At 72.3% G+C, this 17,078-nt stretch carries 15 protein-coding genes; 9 read left to right on the top strand and 6 right to left on the bottom strand.

Annotation, left to right across the window (positions count from 1 at the left end; all coding sequences use genetic code 11):
* Window positions 1-180 precede the first annotated feature (180 nt).
* Window positions 181-978, top strand: a complete 798-nt coding sequence (locus GTY67_RS29440; protein WP_093686598.1) for an IclR family transcriptional regulator — start codon at window positions 181-183, stop codon at window positions 976-978.
* Between the two features lie 11 nt (window positions 979-989).
* Here the strand turns inward: GTY67_RS29440 and GTY67_RS29435 are convergent, their stop codons facing one another.
* Together GTY67_RS29435 and GTY67_RS29430 are read right to left on the bottom strand one after the other, a co-directional pair.
* A complete protein-coding gene (locus GTY67_RS29435; RefSeq protein ID WP_161281020.1) occupies window positions 990-1,670 on the bottom strand; it encodes an ABC transporter ATP-binding protein in 681 nt (226 codons plus the stop codon).
* The gene (locus GTY67_RS29430; RefSeq protein ID WP_161281018.1) at window positions 1,667-2,749 is read right to left on the bottom strand and encodes an ABC transporter permease; all 1,083 of its coding nucleotides are present in this window, start codon (window positions 2,747-2,749) and stop codon (window positions 1,667-1,669) included. Before GTY67_RS29430 ends, GTY67_RS29435 begins: the two co-directional genes overlap by 4 nt.
* A 111-nt stretch (window positions 2,750-2,860) precedes the next feature.
* On the opposite strand from GTY67_RS29430, the gene GTY67_RS29425 reads away from it, so the two are divergent.
* Complete coding sequence (locus tag GTY67_RS29425) at window positions 2,861-4,210, top strand: sensor histidine kinase (protein ID WP_161281016.1); 1,350 nt, start codon at window positions 2,861-2,863, stop codon at window positions 4,208-4,210.
* A complete protein-coding gene (locus GTY67_RS29420; RefSeq protein WP_161281014.1) occupies window positions 4,207-4,851 on the top strand; it encodes a response regulator transcription factor in 645 nt (214 codons plus the stop codon). The genes GTY67_RS29425 and GTY67_RS29420 overlap by 4 nt, the downstream gene beginning before the upstream one ends.
* Before the next feature lie 22 nt (window positions 4,852-4,873).
* Here GTY67_RS29420 and GTY67_RS29415 read toward each other — a convergent pair whose 3' ends face one another.
* Window positions 4,874-5,176 carry a DUF5955 family protein gene (locus GTY67_RS29415; protein ID WP_204117183.1) on the bottom strand — a complete coding sequence of 101 codons (303 nt, stop codon included), beginning with the start codon at window positions 5,174-5,176 and terminating at the stop codon, window positions 4,874-4,876.
* 202 nt (window positions 5,177-5,378) lie between these two features.
* Here GTY67_RS29415 and GTY67_RS29410 point away from each other — a divergent pair, with 202 nt between their 5' ends.
* From GTY67_RS29410 to GTY67_RS29395, 4 genes are all read left to right on the top strand, one after another.
* Entirely contained in the window at window positions 5,379-5,984 is a 606-nt protein-coding gene (locus GTY67_RS29410; RefSeq protein ID WP_161281013.1) for a nucleotidyltransferase family protein, read from the top strand.
* Between the two features lie 278 nt (window positions 5,985-6,262).
* Complete coding sequence (gene aceB / locus GTY67_RS29405; RefSeq protein WP_161281011.1) at window positions 6,263-7,882, top strand: malate synthase A; 1,620 nt, start codon at window positions 6,263-6,265, stop codon at window positions 7,880-7,882.
* 319 nt (window positions 7,883-8,201) lie between these two features.
* Window positions 8,202-8,483 (top strand): hypothetical protein, encoded by a 282-nt coding sequence (locus GTY67_RS29400; protein WP_237502948.1) that lies wholly within the window; start codon window positions 8,202-8,204, stop codon window positions 8,481-8,483.
* 171 nt (window positions 8,484-8,654) lie between these two features.
* Window positions 8,655-10,571 (top strand): DUF2075 domain-containing protein, encoded by a 1,917-nt coding sequence (locus GTY67_RS29395; protein WP_161281007.1) that lies wholly within the window; start codon window positions 8,655-8,657, stop codon window positions 10,569-10,571.
* A gap of 44 nt (window positions 10,572-10,615) precedes the next feature.
* Here GTY67_RS29395 and GTY67_RS29390 read toward each other — a convergent pair whose 3' ends face one another.
* Together GTY67_RS29390 and GTY67_RS29385 are read right to left on the bottom strand one after the other, a co-directional pair.
* Window positions 10,616-12,154 carry a YfcC family protein gene (locus GTY67_RS29390; protein WP_161281005.1) on the bottom strand — a complete coding sequence of 513 codons (1,539 nt, stop codon included), beginning with the start codon at window positions 12,152-12,154 and terminating at the stop codon, window positions 10,616-10,618.
* 96 nt (window positions 12,155-12,250) lie between these two features.
* Window positions 12,251-13,243, bottom strand: coding sequence for a fibronectin type III domain-containing protein (locus GTY67_RS29385; RefSeq protein WP_161281003.1), 993 nt, complete (start codon window positions 13,241-13,243; stop codon window positions 12,251-12,253).
* 161 nt (window positions 13,244-13,404) lie between these two features.
* Here GTY67_RS29385 and GTY67_RS29380 point away from each other — a divergent pair, with 161 nt between their 5' ends.
* Window positions 13,405-14,034, top strand: coding sequence for a TIGR03086 family metal-binding protein (locus GTY67_RS29380; RefSeq protein WP_161281001.1), 630 nt, complete (start codon window positions 13,405-13,407; stop codon window positions 14,032-14,034).
* 439 nt (window positions 14,035-14,473) lie between these two features.
* Entirely contained in the window at window positions 14,474-14,851 is a 378-nt protein-coding gene (locus tag GTY67_RS29375) for a VOC family protein (protein ID WP_093686645.1), read from the top strand.
* On the opposite strand, the gene GTY67_RS29370 is transcribed toward GTY67_RS29375, so the two are convergent.
* Window positions 14,838-17,036: a HEAT repeat domain-containing protein gene (locus tag GTY67_RS29370; protein WP_161280999.1), complete on the bottom strand. Its 2,199-nt coding sequence runs from the start codon at window positions 17,034-17,036 to the stop codon at window positions 14,838-14,840. The genes GTY67_RS29375 and GTY67_RS29370 overlap by 14 nt on opposite strands.
* Window positions 17,037-17,078 lie beyond the last annotated feature (42 nt).

Here is a 17,078-nt window from a genome sequence, read left to right as displayed (position 1 = left end):
CGGAACGTAGCATGGGCCAGAAGAGGCAGCGCCGAGCCGCCGCGCCGACCGTCCACGCACCGTCGCCACCCGGACAAAACAGCCCCTGACCGGCACGGACGCCGACCCGACAGCTGTGGGCCGATCGGGAAGCGCCCGGTAGGCTGCTGCCTTGCCTTCCGCTTCGAAAGGACCGTTGACGTGCCGCCGTCCCACGCCAGCACAGCCGACTCCAAGCCCTCCGGTGCCAGCGGTGGGGTGCAGTCGCTCGAGCGCGCCTTCGACCTGCTGGAGCGGATGGCCGACGCCGGGGGCGAGGTCGGGCTGAGCGAGCTGTCCGCGAGCAGCGGTCTGCCCCTGCCGACCATCCACCGGCTGATGCGCACGCTCGTCGTCTGCGGTTACGTACGCCAGCAGCCCAACCGCCGCTATGCGCTGGGCCCCCGCCTGATCCGCCTGGGCGAGTCCGCCTCCCGGCTGCTCGGCACCTGGGCCCGCCCCTACCTCCAGCGGCTGGTGGAGGAGACCGGCGAGACGGCGAACATGGCGCTGCTGGACGGCGACGAGATCGTGTACGTCGCCCAGGTGCCGTCCAAGCACTCCATGCGGATGTTCACCGAAGTGGGCCGCCGGGTCCTCCCGCACTCCACCGGGGTGGGCAAGGCGCTTCTGGCCGACACCCCGGCCGACGAGGTCCGCGCGCTGCTCGCCCGTACCGGCATGCCTGCCGCGACCGAGAAGACGATCACCACGCCCGAGGGCTTCCTCGACGCGCTGGAGCAGGTGCGCCGGGCGGGGTACGCGGTGGACGACAACGAGCAGGAGATCGGGGTCCGCTGCCTGGCGGTCTCCGTCCCCAACTCCCCCACCTCGGCCGCCATCTCCATCTCCGGTCCGGCGGGCCGGGTGACGGAGAGCGCGACCGAGCGGATCGTGCCGATCCTCCAGCAGGTCGCCGGAGAGCTGTCGGACGCGCTGGCGAGCAACGGGACGAACTGACCCCCGGGGCTTCAGACCTGCGCCGGTACGGTCAGCCGCCCGTCGTCCATCGTCACCGTGCGGTCCATCCGGTCCAGGTGCGCCAGGTCGTGGGTGACCAGCACCGTGGCGGTGGCGCGCTCCCGGGTCAGGGTGACCAGCAGGTCCAGTACGGCGGCTCCGCGCTCGTGGTCGAGTGCGCTGGTCGGCTCGTCGACGAGGAGCACATCGGGCTCGTTCATCAGGGCGCGGGCGATGTTGATCCGCTGGCGCTGACCGCCCGACAGCTGGTGCGGCCGCCGGTCCTCGCGGTCGGCGAGACCCACCGCGTCCAGCAGCTCCAGCGCCCGGCGGCGGGCGGTCCTGGCCGACCCGCCCGAGAGGTGGGCCATCACCTGGAGCTGTTCGGCGGCCGTCAGCGAGGGCAGCAGGTTCGGCTGCTGGAACACGATCCCGATGTGCTCCCGGCGCAGGGCCGCCCGCGCCGCCGGGGTGAGCGGGCCCGTCGGCGTACCGGCCACGACGACGTCCCCGGAGTCCGGGGTGACCAGCGTCGCGGCGGCGGCCAGCAGGCTGGACTTGCCGGAACCGGACGGCCCGACGACGGCGGTGAGCGTGCCCGCCGGAACCTCCAGCGAGACCCGGTCCAGGGCGGTGAGCCGCCCCTCGCCGTCCGGGTAGGTGAGGGTCACGTCGGTGAGGGTGAGCGTCATCGGGCACTCCCGAGTGCGGTGAGGGGGTCGACGGCGGTGATCCGCCGGATGGAGAGGGCGGCCCCGAGGGCGCCGAGCGCGATCATGACCACCGCAGGCACCAGGACCGTCGCCGCGTCCAGCACGAACGGCACCGGCCCCCCGCCGATCAGCACCCCGGCCCCGGCGGCGAGCGCGGTCCCGAGCCCCGTACCGATGACGAGCATCACCACGGCCTGCCCGAGGGCGTCGCGCAGGAGGTACGGGGTGGAGGCGCCGAGCGCCTTCAGTACGGCGACGTCGCCGCTGCGCTGGATGGTCCAGACGGTGAAGAAGGCGCCGATGACGAGGGCGGAGATGGCGAAGAGAAAGCCGCGCATGAGTTGCAGCGAACCGTTCTCCGCCTGGTAGGAGCCGATCGCGGAGAGGGAGTCGTCGAGGGAGAGCGTGCGGGTCTTCGCCGCCTCGTCCCCGGCCGCCAGGTCGACCCCGTCGGTGGTGGTCAGGGCGATGACGGTCGCCTGTTCGGCGGGGCCCGCGCCGTCGTGGCCGATCTGCTGCCAGTCGTCGAGGGTGGTCCAGACGACGGGCGTATGGCTGTACGAGGCGTCTCCCGCCACGGCGGCGACCTCGCGCTCCGCCCGGCCGAGCGCGATCTTGTCGCCGGGGGCGGCGCCGAGCTCCTCGGCGGCCTTCTCGGAGAGCACGACGCGGCCGGAGGCGATGCCCTCGGGTGCGAGCGTCCCGTCCGGTTCGACACCGAAGGCCGACACCGCGGCCGTACGGTCACCGGGGGCGGTGGCGTTCAGAGTCCGGATGCCCAGCGGCTGGGCGGCCTCGACGCCGGGGCGGTCGGCCCAGGCCCGCCAGTCGTCCTCGCGGACGGTCGAGTCGGTGAAGGAGACCGACTGGTCCCCGCGCGGGGCGGCGAACGCGAGGTGGTCGGCGTCCAGACCGGTGACGGCCGAGACGTTCTCCCGGGCCAGGCCGGCCGTCAGGCCGGACAGCAGGCCCACGAGCAGCGTGATCAGGACCACGACCGACCCCATGAGCGCGAACCGGCCCTTGGCGAACCGGAGGTCTCTCCATGCGACGAACATGGCTCCATCGTCGGTGGTCCGGGGGCGGGGAAACATCGCGCGGGGGACGGTCGGCAGATCAACCTTTCGATTGACCGCCGCCGCGGGGCCCGCCGCTACGCTGGACGAACCATGGATTCGCGTTCGCACACCCACGTCACCGCTGCCCTGCGGCTCTGCCTGCACGCGCTGCTGCTGGGCCTGCTGGCGCTGGTGGCGGTCCGCGCGGTGGGCGAGGGCGCGCCGCACGCGGGGGCGGTGGTGGCGCTGACGCTGGTGACGGCGGGGGTGTACGGGGCGGGGGCGCTGGCGGGGACGCCGACGGTCGCAGGAGCGGGGGCGGGCATCACCTCCGTACAGCAAGCAGGCCATGCGCGGGCGCGCGCGGGAACCGCGGCCCGCGCGACCTCCGCGCCGCAGGACGGCCAGGCGCGGGCGCGCGCAGAAACGGTGGCGCTCGCCGCCTCCGTGCGCCCCCGCACAAAGGCCGCCGCCACCTGGCTGGCCGTGCTCTGCGCCCTCTGGCTGGCGCTGCTCGTCCTCTCCCCCGACGCCCTGTGGGTGGCCTTCCCGCTCTACTTCCTCCAGCTGCACCTGCTCCCCACCCGCTGGGGCGTGCCCGCCGTCGTCGTCACCGCCGGGGCCGCGATCACCAGCTTCGTCGTGCACCGGCAGGAGATCGCCCCGGGCGCGTTCATCGGCCCGCTGATCGGTGCGGCCGTCGCCATCGCCACGGTCCTCGGGTACGACGCGCTGTTCCGGGAGAGCGAGCGGCGCCGGGAGCTGATCGTGGAGCTGGTCGCCACCCGGGCGGAGCTGGCCGAGGCGGAACGTACGGCGGGCACCCTCGCCGAGCGCGAACGCCTCGCCCGGGAGATCCACGACACCCTCGCCCAGGGCCTGTCCAGCATCCAGCTCCTGCTGCGCGCGGCCGAGCGCACACTGCCCGCGGACTCCCCGGCCACCGCGCACGTCCGCGCAGCCCGTGAGGCCGCCCAGGCCAACCTGGCCGAGGCGCGTTCCTTCGTACGGGCGCTGGCTCCGCCGGACCTGGAGCACGGTTCGCTGGCGGCGGCGCTGGAGCGGCTCTGCGCCCGGACGACCGGGCCGGACCTCACCGTACGGTTCGCGGTCAGTGGTACGCCGGTGGAGCTGCCGACGCCGTACGAGGTGGCGCTGCTGCGGACCGCCCAGTCGGCGCTGGCCAACACGGTGCGCCACGCGGCGGCGGGCCGGGCGGAGATCACGCTGAGCTTCATGGACACCTCCGTGGCGCTGGACGTGGTGGACGACGGCCGGGGCTTCGACCCGTCGGCGGCGCCGGTGGACGAGCGCGGCGACGGCGGTTTCGGGCTGCCCGCGATGCGGTCGAGGGCGGCCACGCTGGGCGGCACGCTGAGCGTGGAGTCGGCGCCGGGCCAGGGCACGGCGCTGGCGGTCACGCTGCCGGTGGCGGCCCCGGCCCAGGAGCGCGCCGCATGAGCGAGGAGAACGCCATCCGGCTGCTGCTCGCCGACGACCACCCCGTCGTACGGGCGGGGCTGCGCGCGGTCCTGGACACCGAGCCCGACTTCCGGGTCGCGGGCGAGGCGGCCACCGCCGAGGAGGCCGTGGCGCTGGCGGCGGCGGGCGGCTTCGACGTCGTCCTGATGGACCTCCAGTTCGGCCCGGGCCCGGGGATGCACGGCTCGGAGGCCACGGCGGCGATCACCGCCGTCCCCGAGGGCCCCCGGGTCCTGATCCTCACCACGTACGACTCCGACGCGGACATCCTGGCGGCGGTCGAGGCGGGGGCGAGCGGTTACCTGCTGAAGGACGCGCCACCGCAGGAGCTGGCGGCCGCCGTGCGCACGGCGGCGGCCGGCCGCTCCGCGCTCGCCCCTTCGGTGGCGCACCGGCTGATGGTCCGGATGCGCACACCCGCCGAGGCGCTGACGCGGCGGGAGCTGGAGGTGCTGCAACTGGTCGGGGAGGGCCTGTCGAACCTCCAGATCAGCAAGGAGCTGTTCCTGAGCCAGGCGACGGTCAAGTCCCACCTGGTGCACATCTACGCGAAGCTGGGCGTGGACTCCCGTACGTCGGCGGTCGCGGCGGCGACGGCCCGCAGGCTGATCCGCCGCTGAGTCAACCGGGCAACACCCCGGCTCACCCGCGCGGGGGCTCCCCGAAGAGGTCCACCGCGTTGCGTACGTCACGCAGGGCGGCGGCGAGCGCGCTGACCGAGCCGACCGACCCCGCGATCAGCAGTAACGAGCTTCGCATGCGGGGGATCTCCACAGCCCCGCCGACCGCCATGGCATCCAGTGCCGCAAGCTCTTCCTCGGCGATGGGGCGGTCGGAGAATTCGTAGGAGAGCGAGGCCAGTTCGCGGCGGAGCCGGGAGACGGCTATACGGAGCTCAGCCACCCTCGGGTCCTCGCCGCTGCCGGTGACCCGCTTCTGCCCCACGCTTCGCAACACAGCACTCCCCCTCGCACGCCTCGTGCCGGTGTGACCCCCGGACCCCCGGGCGGTGGCCAAGTACCGGGGTCCGCCCGCAAGTTAACGCCATGACAGGCTGTGTGCGCCACTCCACGGACAGAAATCAGGGTGACCCCTGAGAGTGACATGCGTGTCGCGTGTGCGAACGGCTCGGTGGTATCCAGGGCTCATGGCTTCTCACGTGAAGAATCCCAAGGTGGCGGGGGTGCTCCTCGCCGCGGGCGGCGGCCGGCGGCTCGGCGGCCGCCCCAAGGCCCTGTTGGAGCACCGCGGCCGCCCCTTGGTGGAGCACGCCCTGCGCGCCCTGCGCAACGGCGGCTGCGGCCCGCTCCATGTGGTGCTGGGCGCGGCGGCCGAGGAGGTGCGGGCCCGGGCCGACCTGACCGGTTCGGCGGTGACCGTGAACCCGGGGTGGGAGGAGGGCATGGGCTCCTCGCTCCGGCTGGGGCTGGCGGCCCTGAGCGGTACGGGGGCGGACGCGGCGCTCGTCCTGCTGGTGGACCAGCCGGGGATCGGCGCGGAGGCGGTGGCGCGGGTGCGGGTGGCCTACCGGTCGAGGACGAGCCTGGTGGCCGCCGCGTACGACGGGGAGCGCGGCCATCCGGTGCTGTTCGGGGCGGAGCTGTGGGCGGAGATCGCGGCGGGGGCGGTGGGCGACCAGGGGGCGCGGGCGTATCTGCGGGAGCACCGCGATGCGATCACGCTGGTGGAGTGTTCGGATGTGGCGCAGGCGTACGACATCGACACCGCACAGGACCTGACCCATCTGGAGTGACGTCGGCGGACCCTGGTCAACCCTTGCGTGGCCGCTCAACCCTCCGTGGCCGCCCTGGCACGCTGCGCCGCCGGCACCCCGTTTCTGTCGACCCGGAGAATCTCGACATCAACAAACCATTGAACTTCCACTATGAGGAAACTACTATCCACTGGTCAGAAGCCCTCTGAACCTCAGACGGCACCCACGGCCGTATCTCGGAGCCCATGGCACGCCGTGCCGTCTCAGGCGACCCGGCGGCCATGCGAAGCCGCCGCCCGCTGAAGGAGTGACAGCTCATGTCCGCACCAGCGCCGTCCACGCTGGCCATCGTCGATGCCGAGCCCCTGCCCCGGCAGGATGAGGTCCTGACCGACGCGGCCCTCGCGTTCGTGGCCGAGCTGCACCGGCAGTTCACGCCGCGCCGCAATGAGCTGCTCGCCCGGCGCACCGAGCGCCGCGCCGAGATCGCCCGTACCTCCACGCTGGACTTCCTGCCCGAGACGGCGGCGGTCCGCGCGGACGACTCCTGGAAGGTCGCCCCGGCCCCGGCCGCGCTGAACGACCGCCGGGTGGAGATCACCGGTCCGACCGACCGCAAGATGACGATCAACGCGCTCAACTCGGGCGCCCGCATCTGGCTCGCCGACTTCGAGGACGCCTCCGCTCCCACCTGGGAGAACGTGATCCTCGGCCAGCTCAACCTGACCGACGCCTACGAGCGCCGGATCGACTTCACCGACCCGAAGTCCGGCAAGTCGTACGCGCTGAAGCCCGCCGACGAGCTCGCCACCGTGGTCACCCGCCCGCGCGGCTGGCACCTGGACGAGCGCCACCTCCAGTTGGACGGCGTCCCCGTGCCCGGCGCGCTGGTCGACTTCGGCCTCTACTTCTTCCACAACGCCCAGCGCCTGATCGACCTCGGCAAGGGCCCGTACTTCTACCTCCCCAAGACGGAGTCGCACCTGGAGGCCCGCCTCTGGAACGACATCTTCGTCTTCGCCCAGGAGTACGTCGGCATCCCGCAGGGCACGGTCCGCGCGACGGTCCTGATCGAGACGATCACCGCCGCGTACGAGATGGAGGAGATCCTCTACGAGCTGCGCGACCACGCCTCCGGGCTGAACGCCGGCCGCTGGGACTACCTCTTCTCCATCGTCAAGAACTTCCGTGACGGCGGAGCCAAGTTCGTCCTGCCGGACCGCAACGCGGTGACGATGACCGCCCCGTTCATGCGGGCGTACACCGAACTCCTGGTCCGCACCTGCCACAAGCGCGGCGCGCACGCGATCGGCGGCATGGCGGCCTTCATCCCCTCGCGCCGCGACGCCGAGGTCAACAAGGTGGCCTTCGAGAAGGTCAAGGCCGACAAGGACCGCGAGGCGAACGACGGCTTCGACGGCTCCTGGGTCGCCCACCCCGACCTGGTCCCGATCGCCCTGGCCTCCTTCGACGCGGTCCTCGGCGAGAAGCCCAACCAGAAGGACCGGCTGCGCGAGGACGTCTCGGTGGCGGCTGGCGACCTGATCGCCATCGACACCCTCGACGCCAAGCCCACGTACGAGGGCCTGCGCAACGCCGTCGCGGTCGGCATCCGCTACATCGAGGCCTGGCTGCGCGGCCTGGGCGCGGTCGCCATCTTCAACCTGATGGAGGACGCGGCCACCGCCGAGATCTCCCGCTCCCAGATCTGGCAGTGGATCAACGCGGACGTGGTCTTCGAGAACGGCGAGCACGCCACCGCGGACCTGGCCCGCAAGGTCGCCGCCGAGGAACTGGCCGCGATCCGCGAGGAGATCGGCGACGAGGCCTTCACCGCCGGCAAGTGGCAGCAGGCCCACGACCTCCTGCTCCAGGTCTCCCTGGACCAGGACTACGCGGACTTCCTGACGCTGCCGGCGTACGAGCAGCTGCGCTGACCTCGTCACCCATACGCACACTCCGCCCCCGGCACCGCACAGCGCCGGGGGCGGAGATATTCCTACCCCACCCTCTGGCCAAAGCCTTACCATGTGCGCTATAATGAGCGGGCTGTTTTACGGAACCCACCGGGCTGTCGAAGTTGGCTACGCCCTCCAACCGTAAGGATGCGCATGATTGCGCCTTGGGCCCTGGCCCCTCGCGTCCCGATGCGGACGTTCGCTCTCCCCCACCTCTCATCCGGCACGTCCTTGACGTACGCCCGGGAATGCAGCACCCCCACGCTCACCTGACCAACCACAGTCAGCCCCACACGCTGTGACCGGAATCAGGAGAAACGTTCCTCCCTGGGGTATTCCGGCATCCCTCTCTCTCAAGGATGTCTTCGTGCTGTTTTCCTCTCTCGGGTCCGTCGGATCCGTCGTCGCCATCGCGGCGTCCATCTCCTTCACGGCCTGCTTCGCCGCGGCCTGCGCCACCGCCTGCCGCATCGCCAAATGGGCGTTCGCCAAGACCAGTTCGGCCGATCGGCCCGAAATCCTCAAGCAGTACGCGGTTGTGCTGCGCGCGCTGTTCACCTTCTCTCTGCGTCGCAAGTAGTTCCGTCGCTGCTTTCCGGGACAAGACGCCAGTCCCGCGCGCAACTTCCGAAAGGACCGCTCATGCCGAAAGAGATAGTGTTCTGCCTGTCGACTTCGCGGCCCGCCAGGCTTCCCCATCAGGACACGCCCCCACCCGCACACCGCATATCGTGCTGCCCGGGAGTCTCCCTTGATTCGTGATTCCGTCTCCGCGGCCGCCGCTCAGGCCTTGGGTGGCAGCCTCTTCCTTCGGCTCGCCGAGCGGTTCGTCCAGGAGCACGGATACCAGCCGAGCAGGGCCGAGGCCCGCTCCTGGGAGCGCAGTATCCCGGCCCTGATGAACGTGCTGGTGGAAGCAGGCCTCGACGAGGTCACCGTGCTGCTGGAGTACGGACTGCCGCTGACGAGCAAGCGGGCGGACGCCGTCCTGGCCGGGGTTCATCCCAGAACCGGAGAGCCGTCCTACGTCGTGATCGAACTGAAGCAGTGGAGCCAGGCGACGCCGGAGGAGGGTGAGCCCTCGCTGTGCTGGATCGACGCGTACAGCCGGCCGGTCCTCAATCCGATCGAGCAGGTTCGCGGCTACTGCGACTACCTCGTCGCGTTCAACGGAGCGTTGGGAGACCACCCGGACCGGGTTTCCGGCGCGGCGTATCTGCACAACGCTACGCAGTTCGGCATCGCGGGGCTGACCGAGGTGGGCCTGAGCGAGAGGGGCCGAATCTTCAGCGAGGAGACTCGCGGGGAGTTCATCCGCTTCCTCAAAGAACGACTCGCTCCTGTCAACGGCGCAGCGGCCGCAGACGCTTTGCTGGCCGGAAAGATCGGGCCGTCGAAGCAACTCATGGCCGTGGCAGCCGAAGAGGTGCGCAATCGGGAGCAGTTCGTGCTCCTCGACGAGCAACGTGTCGCCTACGAGTCCGTGATGGGGGCCGTGAGGCGGGCCACCCAGGCGGACCGCAAGGAGGTGCTCGTGGTCGAAGGGGGCCCCGGAACGGGAAAGAGCGTCATTGCGCTGTCGCTGCTCGGCGAGCTCTACCGGCAGGGCCGATCCGCGCTGCACGCGACGGGATCACAGTCGTTCACCAAGACGATGCGGAAGGTCGCGGGCGCGCGCAAGAAGGAGGTCCAGGAGCTCTTCAAATACTTCAACAGCTTCATGACCGCTGAGCGCAACGCCCTCGACGTCATCATCTGCGATGAAGCCCATCGCATGCGGAAGACGTCCGCCAACCGCTACACGCCCGCCGCGCAGCGCAGTGACCGGCCTCAGGTCGATGAGCTGATCGACGCCGCTCGTGTGCCGGTGTTCCTCCTGGACGAGCACCAGATAGTGCGACCGGGCGAGATGGGCGACGTGGAACAGATCCGCCGAGCCGCCGCAGCCAAGGGGCTGGAGTGCACTGTCATCCATCTGGACAGTCAGTTCCGCTGTGGTGGCAGCGACGCCTACCTGAACTGGGTGCTGCGCCTCCTGGGCCTGAAGCCGGGCGGCCCCACCGAATGGCGGCCCGACGGCCGCATGCAGCTCATGGTGGCCGAGAGCCCCGCCGAAATGGAGGCTTTCCTGAGCCGCAAGCGCGATCTCGGCTACGGGGCGCGCATGTCCGCGGGGTACTGCTGGCCGTGGACCAAGAAGACGCCACCCGGCGAGGCGCTGCCCGCCGACGTGGTCATCGGCGACTGGAAACGGCCGTGGAACGTGTTCGGTGACCGCGGTGTCGCGGGCGCACCGCCCTCCGCCCTCTGGGCCACGGACCCGGCCGGCTTCGGCCAGGTCGGCTGCGTGTACACCGCCCAAGGCTTCGAGTACGACTGGAGCGGCGTCATCATCGGGCCCGATCTGGTCTGGCGGGAGGGCCAGTGGAAGACGGACCGAGGGCAGTCGAAGGATCCCGTTTTCAAGAGGTCCGTCCCGGACGGGGAGGTGGACCTGCTGATTCGCAATACGTACAAAGTGCTGCTGACCCGCGGAATGGTCGGAACGGTGATCTATTCGACGGACGCTGAGACTCGGGACAGGCTCCGCGAACTCGTCTCGGGCGGACAGCTCACATCGGAACCGGAGGCTCTCCTCTCCCGCTCGGAGACGCTCACCGACGTGTAGGAGGCCGGGCTCCGGCGGTCGGACGACGAGGGGGTTCCGCCTCCTCACGTCCACACCGCCCCCAGCGCCACGAACCCGCAGATCAGCACGGCCAGGATCGCCAGCAGCGGCCAGACGAACCGCAGGTATCTGTCGTAGCCGACCTTCGCCAGCGCGACCCCGCCGATGGTGACCGCCGTCGTCGGGACCCAGAGGTTCATCCAGCCGCTCGCCGCCTGCCAGGACGTGACGACCACCGCGCGGGAGACGCCCGCGAAGTCGGCGAGCGGCGCCAGGATCGGCATCGCGAGGGTGGCGTGGCCGGAGGTGGAGGGGATGAGGAAGGCCAGGGGCAGGTTGACGAGGAAGACGATGACCGCGAAGAGCGCCGACGACGTTCCCGAGACCACGCCCTCGATGGAGTGCAGCACGGTGTCCGTGATCTGCGAGTTGTTCATGATGACGGTGACGCCCCGGGCGAGCACGATGACGAGCGCGGGTGAGATGAAGTCGGCCGCGCCCTGGATGATCGTGGCGCTGAGCCTCTGTTCGCCGAACCGGGCCACGATGCCGACGAGGACCGCCGCGACCAGGAACAGTGCGGCCAGCTGCGGGAAGGACCAGCCGAGTTCGAAGCCGTACGGGGTCGCGTCGGCGTCGCCCGTAAGGGCGCTGGACCAGGGGACGACCGAGAAGATCATGAAGGCGAAGACCAGGGTCACCAGGATGAGGACGGTCTGGTGGAGCCGGGTCAGCTGCGGGGGTTCCGCCGCTTCCGCCGCGTTGTGGTCGCGGTCGCCGGGGAGGAAGCCGGAGAGCGAGCGGCCGGGGTTCGCGCGGACACGGTTCGCGTAGCGGATGACGTAGGTGATCGTCACAGCCGTGAGGACCACCCACATGATCGCGCGCAGCACGATGCCGTCGCCGAGCGAGATGTCGGCGGCGGAGGAGGCCACTCCGGTGGCGAAGGGGTTGACCGTGGAGCAGAGCACCCCGATGCCCGCGCCGAGGATGATCGTGCCGGTGGCCACCATCCGGTCGTAGCCGAGGGCCAGCATCAGCGGGATGATCAGGCCGTAGAAGCCGAGCGTCTCCTCCGCGAAGCCCTCGACCGTACCGAGCAGCGCGAAGACCAGCATCACCCCCGCGATCAGCAGTGCGCCCCGGTCGCGCAGACGGTGGGCGAGGCGGCCGATGCCCCGGTCCAGGGCGCCGGTGGCGAAGACCACGGTGATGAACGCGCCGATGGCGAGGACGAAGAGGAAGACGCCCGCGCTGCCGTACAGCTCGCCGGCCAGGTCCGTGCCGACCTCGCCCGTCTCCGCGTCCTGGACTCCGTAGAGGCCGTTGACCGGGGAGAGGAAGAGGTCGTTCAGCCGGTCGACGAAGCTCTGGTCGGAGTCGACGCGGTGGTACGTGCCCTGGACCGGCGCGCCGCCCTTGTCGCGGTCGTAGGCGCCGGGCGGGACGAGGAAGGCCAGTGCCCAGACGGCGAGCGTGACGATTGCCAGGATGGTGAGGGCGCTGGGGAAGGTGAACTTCTTGCCGCCCGGGGGCCGCTCCTCCGCCTCCGCTCGTGTGCTCAGGTCGTCTCCCGGTCCCATGGTGCAGCCCCTTCGGTCCCTCCGGCCCATTCCGGGACCAATGGATCACAAGGGGCGAGGGGCCGCACGCCTGAGAGGCGGATGGACCAGGAGGCGTCAGTCCGCCAGGACGATCGTGGGCTGGGCCGAGAAGTCGCCCCACTTGCCGTCCGGGAGCTTGGCCCTGAGCTTCACCGAGTAGCGGGTGCCGGGCGGGTCGGCGAGGTTCAGCCGGTAGGTGGCCCGGCCCTTCGGGGGCGTACCGCCCCAGACGATGGTGGTGGTCAGCTTGCCGTTCAGATAGAGCTGGTAGGCGGGGATCACGCCGCCCGTGTCGGGCTGGTCCCAGGAGAGATCGACCGTGAACTCCGCCCCCTCCTTGCCGATCTCCGTGCGCAGCCCGGTGGGAGCGGTGCTCGCGGGGGCGCCGGGGGCCGACTCGGTGGTGAGGTCGAGGGCGTTGCTGTCGGCGGAGGACTTGTCGGAGGCGTCGCGGGCCCGGACGGTGAAGGTGTAGACGGTCCCGGGGCGCAGGCCCGTGAGCTTCGCCGTGGTCTCGGAGGCCGGGACGCTGTGGATCCGGGAGTCCTCCTGGTAGATGTCGTACGAGGTGACGCCGACGTCGTCCTTGGCCGCGCCCCAGGTGAGGGTGGCGCCCCGGCTGCCGTCGGCGGTGCCCGTCAGCTTCGTGGGGACGGTGGGGGGCGTGTCGTCCTTGGGCGGGGTGGCCTGGGTGGTGACGGGGACGGCCTTGCTGGGGGCGGAGAGGTTCCCGGCCGTGTCCTTGGAGCGGACGGTGAAGGTGTAGTCCGTCGAGGCCGTCAGCCCGTCGACGTCGATCATGGTCTTGGTCGCCGGGACGCTCTTGACCTTGGCCTTCCCCCGGTAGACCTCATAGCCGGCGACGGTCTTGTTGTCGGTGGCGGCCTCCCACATGACGTGCACGGAGGTGGAGCTGCTGGCCTGCGCGGTCACCCCGCCGGGGGTGCTGGGGGGTTGCGTGTCGGCCTCGGCGCTGCCGCCGCAGGCAACGAGGAGGGGGGCGAGGAGCAGGGCGGAACAGGCCAACGCGGCAGATATGTGGGGGCGTTGCACGGTGGTGCCTTCCATCCGGACAGCAATGGTCCAGACCTGTATGACATGGCGCGGGGGTTGCCGACAAGAGGACGGCGAGGAACCTTCCGCTATGTGGCGGTGTGCGCCGCGCGCACCCTCCCCCGGGTGGACGGTCCGTACCGATGAGTTCTCGGCCGCGGGCCGGTCTGCCCTGTATGAACTCCGACAGCACGCATGCCTCCGGCCCCGCTCCCGCCCTCGATCTGGAGCCGGCCGCCCGGCGGATCACCGGCCTGCTCGGTGCGATCGACGACGCCCGGCTGGACGGCCCCACCCCCTGCCCGGACTATGCCGTACGGGAGCTGCTCGGCCATCTGACCGGGCTGGCCACCGCCTTCCGCGACGCCGCCCGCAAGGACCTCGGGCCGAGCACGGCCGTCTCCCCCGACACCGCCCTCCCCGTCCTCGACGACGACTGGCGCGAGGTGCTGCCCAGGCGGCTGGAGGAGGTGGCGGCGGCCTGGCGCTCGCCCGACGCCTGGACGGGCATGACCCGGGCGGGCGGGGTGGAGCTGCCCGGCGAGGTGGCGGGGCTCGTCGCCCTCGACGAACTGGTCATCCACGGCTGGGACCTGGCCCGGGCCACCGGCCAGCCGTACGAGGCCGGGGAGGCCGAGCTGCGTTCCTGCGCGGCCCTGCTCGCCCCGGTCGACGATGACCCGGACCGCGGGGGCATCTTCGGCCCGCCGGTCCCGGTGCCGGACGAGGCCCCGCTGCTGGACCGGGTGATCGGCCTCAGCGGCCGCCGGCCGGAGTGGCGGCCGGGGTGGCGGCCGGGGAGCTGAGCGGGGACCGGCCGCTGGGGGGCTGAGCCCGGGACGGGAGCTGACGGGCGCGGCCCGTGCGGGCTCGGACCCGATGGGTGTGGGCCCTGGCCCGGTGGGCGGGGACTCGGGCCCGGTGGGCGTGGGCTCAGGCCCGGCCTGTGCGGGCTCAGACCCGGCGGGCGGAGGCTCGGACCCGACCCGCGCGGGCTCGGGCCCGGACCCAGTGAGCGTGGGCTCAGACCCGGTGCGCGTGGGCTCGAACCCGGCGGGCGGCGGCCAGGACCCGGCGGGCGAGGGCTCGGGCCCGGCCCGTGCAGGCTCGGACCCGGCAGGCGAGGGCCCGGCCCCGGTGGGTTCCCTTCCGGTGCCTTTCTCACCGAAAAGTGCGTTCTTCCAGGTCGGCCCCCCACGCGCCTACGGTCTCCCTGTCACCGGACGAGACCACGGGAGCGCGGCCATGACCATCCTCAAGACCTACGCACGCCTCTGGACCGACGACCTCGACCAGGCGTTGCCGCTGCTGGAGGAGCTCACCGGCGAACAGCCCCACCTCCGGCTGGCGTTCCACGAGGTCGCCCTCGCCGCCATCGGGAGCTTCCTGGTCATCGCGGGTCCGGCCGAGGAACGCGCGCGGTACGCCCACGCCTCGGCCACCGTCGTCGTCGACGATCTCGACGCCCTCCAGGCCACGCTGGACTCCGCCGGAGCCGCCGTCACCACCCCGGTGACCGGCGGACCGACGGGGCGGTTCCTCTACGCCCGCCATGCGGACGGGGCGGAGGTCGAGTACGTCGAGTGGACGCCCGACCTGGTCCGGAGGGTCATCCCCGGCTGACCGCCTCGCGCACCCGGGCGCGCAGCCGTTCGTCGGCTGCCTCTACCGTGCCGTCCAGCCCGGACCTCACCACTCTCCGGTCCCGCTCCCCCAGCTCCGTGAGCCGCGCCCGGTGCTCCTCGGAGAGCGTGTCCACGCCGAGCGCCACCAGGGTGTCCACGGCCTCGGAGGGGGCGGTGCCCGCTTCCGCCGCGTCCAGCAGGAGACCGGTCACATGGGCCGTGTCCAGCTCGTCCGGGGCGATGGCGTGCAGGGCGCGGACGGCCGACGGCACCTGTTCGGGGTCGGTGAGCAGTGCCTCCAGTACGGGGACGAGCCCCCGGGCCGCCGGGCCGAGGCCGGCCGCCGCCTGTGCCGCGCGGACCAGCGTCCAGCGCCGCCAGAGCGCCTCGCCGTCACCGAGCACCCCGGCCAGCACCGGGACCGCGTCCGTCGCGTCGCCGGTGATGCGGTGCAGGGCGACGGCGACCGCGATGTCGTCGTCCATCTGCGGGTTGTTCCGCCCGGCGCCGGGCGGGTTGAGCGCGGCGCGCAGTGCGGGTACGAGCGATACGGCGGAGGGCCCGACAGCCCCGGCGGCCGTCGCCGCCTCGCGTATCTTCCCATCGGCTCCCCCGCCGCCCCCGGCGCTCCCCGCCAGCCGCTCGGCGAGCAGGGGCAGCAACGGGCCGTGGTCACCGGTCAGTTCATGGAGGGCACGGGCCGCCTCGGTCCTGCCCTCCACCGGGCCGGTCCCCGCCTGTGTCCGCAGCGCGTCCGCGACCTCGGCGCGGCGCCCGGGCGGGCAGACGGCGACCAGCACCCCGGGCAGCAGCCGGGGGTACGCCGACAGGGCGGCGAGCAGCTCCGGTACGACGGCGGCCGCGTCCGGGCCCCAGGCCGTGAGCAGCGCCGCCAACCGGAACGGGGCGGGGCCGCCGGGCTCCAGCGCGGAGAGCCGACGCCGGACCGCCGCCAGCAGCTCGGGACCGTACGGCACGACCGGCAAGGAACCGGCGGGCCCGCCGCACGCCGCTCCGAACGCCCGGGGCCGGTTCTCCAGGCCCCGGGCGAGTAGGGGCCCCGCCCGTACCGGGTCGACGGCGACCAGCGCTTCGAGGGCCCGGTCCGCCGCATCGCCCTCGCCCGCCGCGCGGGCCGCCAGCGCCTCGGCGGCGGGAGCCCCGTACGGCCCGAGCTTCGCCAGCGCCGACAGGGCGCCGGGCACGTCGTCCGCCCCCGCAGCCGCCCCGCCCCCCGTGGCCACCGATATCAGCGCGGGAGCCAGCCGCGCGGGCGCACTCCGCGAGAGCTCGCACGCCGTCGCGGCCGCCCACACCGCCTCCGTACGGGCCTCGGGCTCGCCCCTGCGCAACGCGGCATCCAGCAGCGCGAACACCGCCTCCCGGTCCGCCTCCGTGTCCCGGTCCAGCAGGGTCAGGGTGATGTGGTGCAAGGGCTCGCTGCGGGAGAGGTCGAACCGGTCGGCGACCAGGCGGTCCAGGGGAAGCAGGGCCAGCACCGCCTCCTGGTGGGCCGGGGTCCAGGGCAGCCCGCTGTCCACGCAGGCCAGCAGCGCCGCGATCCGCAGCTCCGGCGGGCTGTCCGGGCCGATGGCCTCCAGCGCCGCCGGAGCGGTGCCCTCGGGGTCCAACTGGGCCATGGCGGCGAGGAGTTCGGCGCGGACCAGCGGGTCGCCCTCGACGGCGGCCCGGTCGCGGAGCACCGGTACGGCGCGGCCGGCCCCGGCCGTCCCCGTCGCCCCCAGCGCCCAGGCCGCGGCCTGACGTACAGCACGGTCCTCGTGGACCACCGAGGCCAGGAGCAGCGGCAGTTGAGCGACGACCGCCCGGCGGCAGGCCACCTCGTCGCTCTCCTCGGGCCCGCTCCCACCCGGGTCCGCCCCGCCCTCCGCCATCCCGCCGATCAGCAGAAGCACATCCGGCGTACGGATGCCCGCCGCCGCGATCCGGGCCAGGAACGGCACCGCCTTCGCCGACGCCTCGTACACCGAGCCCTGGTGCAGGATGGAGCCGTACAGCTCGCTCTGCGCCTCATCGGCCGCCGCGTCGTCGTCCCCGGTGAGGGCGCGCAGGCAGGCCGGGACGTCCTCGGCGCTGCCGTAGGCGTGGGTGTAGGCAGCCCAGGGCTGGGCGTCCAGTTCGGCGAGGAACAGGGCGTGGTCGAAGTCCATGGCGCCGATCATGGCAGCCACCACTGACAACGCCCTCGGCCCCGCCGCCCACAG

The sequence above is a fragment of the Streptomyces sp. SID8374 genome (assembly GCF_009865135.1).
In the GTDB taxonomy this organism is placed as follows: Bacteria; Actinomycetota; Actinomycetes; order Streptomycetales; family Streptomycetaceae; genus Streptomyces.
Note: the sequence above shows the minus strand (reverse complement) of the source record. Positions and strands in the feature narration are given on the sequence as shown.

Coding starts and splice junctions, on each gene's coding strand:
- GTY67_RS29390 (WP_161281005.1), bottom strand. CDS start 12,154: ATGGGACCGGGAGACGACCTGAGCACACGAGCGGAGGCGGAGGAGCGG.
- GTY67_RS29385 (WP_161281003.1), bottom strand. CDS start 13,243: ATGGAAGGCACCACCGTGCAACGCCCCCACATATCTGCCGCGTTGGCC.
- GTY67_RS29425 (WP_161281016.1), top strand. CDS start 2,861: ATGGATTCGCGTTCGCACACCCACGTCACCGCTGCCCTGCGGCTCTGC.
- GTY67_RS29435 (WP_161281020.1), bottom strand. CDS start 1,670: ATGACGCTCACCCTCACCGACGTGACCCTCACCTACCCGGACGGCGAG.
- GTY67_RS29370 (WP_161280999.1), bottom strand. CDS start 17,036: ATGATCGGCGCCATGGACTTCGACCACGCCCTGTTCCTCGCCGAACTG.
- GTY67_RS29380 (WP_161281001.1), top strand. CDS start 13,405: ATGAACTCCGACAGCACGCATGCCTCCGGCCCCGCTCCCGCCCTCGAT.
- GTY67_RS29410 (WP_161281013.1), top strand. CDS start 5,379: ATGGCTTCTCACGTGAAGAATCCCAAGGTGGCGGGGGTGCTCCTCGCC.
- aceB (WP_161281011.1), top strand. CDS start 6,263: ATGTCCGCACCAGCGCCGTCCACGCTGGCCATCGTCGATGCCGAGCCC.
- GTY67_RS29375 (WP_093686645.1), top strand. CDS start 14,474: ATGACCATCCTCAAGACCTACGCACGCCTCTGGACCGACGACCTCGAC.
- GTY67_RS29420 (WP_161281014.1), top strand. CDS start 4,207: ATGAGCGAGGAGAACGCCATCCGGCTGCTGCTCGCCGACGACCACCCC.
- GTY67_RS29430 (WP_161281018.1), bottom strand. CDS start 2,749: ATGTTCGTCGCATGGAGAGACCTCCGGTTCGCCAAGGGCCGGTTCGCG.